The sequence below is a fragment of the Acidisphaera sp. S103 genome, assembly GCF_009765975.1.
Classification (GTDB): Bacteria; Pseudomonadota; Alphaproteobacteria; order Acetobacterales; family Acetobacteraceae; genus Rhodopila.
The window spans coordinates 225,885-228,151 of the sequence record NZ_LMUJ01000108.1 but is presented as its reverse complement, the minus strand read 5'-3'; the positions used below and the strand labels follow the sequence as shown (position 1 = coordinate 228,151).

Annotated in this window: 2 protein-coding genes; both read right to left on the bottom strand. The window is 64.0% G+C overall.

Features of this window, described 5'->3' with window-relative positions; translation table 11 throughout:
• Positions 1-183: 183 nt before the first annotated feature.
• Positions 184-1,485, bottom strand: a complete 1,302-nt coding sequence (locus tag GSQ89_RS35995) for an ABC transporter substrate-binding protein (protein WP_158932913.1) — start codon at positions 1,483-1,485, stop codon at positions 184-186.
• Positions 1,486-1,513: 28 nt separating this feature from the next.
• Positions 1,514-2,267: carbohydrate ABC transporter permease (locus GSQ89_RS35990; protein WP_158932912.1), on the bottom strand; the 754-nt coding region annotated here is incomplete at its 5' end.

Below are 2,267 nucleotides of genomic sequence, written 5' to 3'. Positions count from 1 at the left end.
GACCTACACAGCAAGGCGTGGATGGCGGGCCTTCGCCCGCCATGACGATGAGAGGACGGCGGCGTTCGCCGGACAATTCGCTTATTCCCCGGCGAGACCTAAGACCGGCCGGCTTCCTGGTGCCCGACTTGGGTCGGGTCACCGGGAAAACCACAGCGCGATCCCTTGTTCCCGAGCGTCGCCTTATTCCGGGATTTTAAGGGCGGTCTGCTCGACATAAGGATGCATCAGGGCGTCGGCTTCCTGTTGGGCCTTGGCCATGGCGGCTTCCGGGGTTGCCTTGCCGGACAGGACGGCCTGGACACCATCCTCCAGCGCCTTGCGGACGCCAACGACGTTGTAGGTGGAGAACCAGCCTCGGGCATAGACGAGTTGGTCGAGGGCGACCTTGGCGTCGGGGTGCGCCGCCATGAAGGTTTTCATCTCCGGCAGGTCATAGGCGGCGATACGTGGCGAGAAATAGCCGGTGAAGCGGCTCCAGCCGCCGGCGATCTCGGGGCTGGTGAGCCATTTTATCAGTGTCCAGGCGGCTTGCTGGCGGTCCGGGGTGTTGCCTTTGGGGATGATCAGGCTGGCACCGCCGATCGGGGCGGCGTTGACCATCTGACGCGGGAGGAAGGCGGTGCGGTATGGGGTCTTCATGTTGTCGCGGACGAAGGACAGCGATCCGGTGGACAGGATCATCATGCCGGTGCGGCCCTGGAAGAACGCGGTGGTGACGGCGTTGGCGTCGGTGATGCCGGGCGGCATCGCGTGCGCCTTGTGCACCATGTTGTCGAGGAAGCGGACGGCACCGATGGTGGTGGGCGTGTTGTAATAGACCTCGCCGCCGTAGCCGGTGTTGTAGAAATCGCCGCCGTTGGACATCGCCAGGCCGGAGGTGATCCAGCCGCAATAATCGTAGGTGCCGGGCATCATCAGGCCCCACCGCGTGGTGGTGGCGCCGTCGTGCTTCGTCAGTTTCCTGGCGTCGTCGATCCATTCCTGCCAGGTGACCGGCGGATGGTCGGAATCCAGGCCGGCGTCCTTGAAGGCGTCGACGCTGTAGTAGAGCAGCGGGGTCGAGTTCTGGAACGGGACTCCATAGGCGTGGCCTTGTTCGGTAGCGTTCAGGCGCAGCGCCGGCCAGAACTCGTCCATGAACTGGGTCTCAGTCATGCCGTCTTTTTGGATCAACGGATCGAGGGAGATGACCTCATCGTTGATGACGTATTCGCGGACGAAGTTGGCACTCATGATCACGACGGCGGGCGGCTTGCCGGCCTGGATGGCGGCTCGGGTCTTCAGGTTGGTGTCGTCGTAGCTGCCGCTGTAGACCGGGGTGACGTGGATGTCGGGGTGGTCCTTGTTGAAGACGTCCACCAGCCGCTGCATCTCGGTGGACAGCTTGCCCTGCACCGGAACCGGGAAAAACATGTCGATGTCGGTGGCGGCGTGTGCGGTGCCTGTCAGCAGGCAGGCGGCCAGGGCGAGTTGCAGGCGCATGTGGTTTCCCTTGTTACTTGATGTGGGGTTACTTGATGCCGGAAAAGGTGAAGGACGAGACGAAGCGGCGCTGGAACACCACGAAGGCGATCAGCAGCGGGGCGGCGACGAAGAACGTGCCGGCGGCGATGACGCCCCATTCCGATCCGGCCTCGGCGCCGGAGGTGAAGGTGGCGAGGCCGACGGTGAGGACCTGGTTGGAGGGGGAGGAGGTGACCATCAACGGCCACAGGAACTCGTTCCAATGCGAGGTGACGGAGACGATGGCGAAGGCGGTCAGGCCGGGGCGGGACAGCGGCAGCAGAACCCGGGTGATGACCTGCAAGCGTGAGGCACCGTCGATGATGGCGGCTTCCTCGTATTCGCGGGGGATAGTTCGAAAAGTCTGGCGCATCAGGAAGACGCCGAAGGCAGACGCGAAGTAGGGCGCCATGATGCCGGGCAGCGTGTCGTAGAGGTGCAGCGTGACCAGGGTGTTGAGGTTGGGAACGATCAGGATCGGGGGCACCAGCATTAGTTGCAGGAGGAACAATGCGAACAGCGTGTTCTGGCCAGGGAACCGCATGCGGGCAAAGGCGTAGCCGGCGAGGCTGACGGTGACGCACTGCACGATCAGGATGCCGCCGCAGACCAGGATGGTGTTCAGATACCACAGGGGGAAGTGGCCCGAGGTCCAGGCGTCGGCGAAATTGTCGAGACTGAACGGGCCGGACGGGATCAGGGATGCGAGGTCGGCAGCGCCGGCGCTGTTGTGGCGGATGCTGGCGACGGCCATCCAGGCG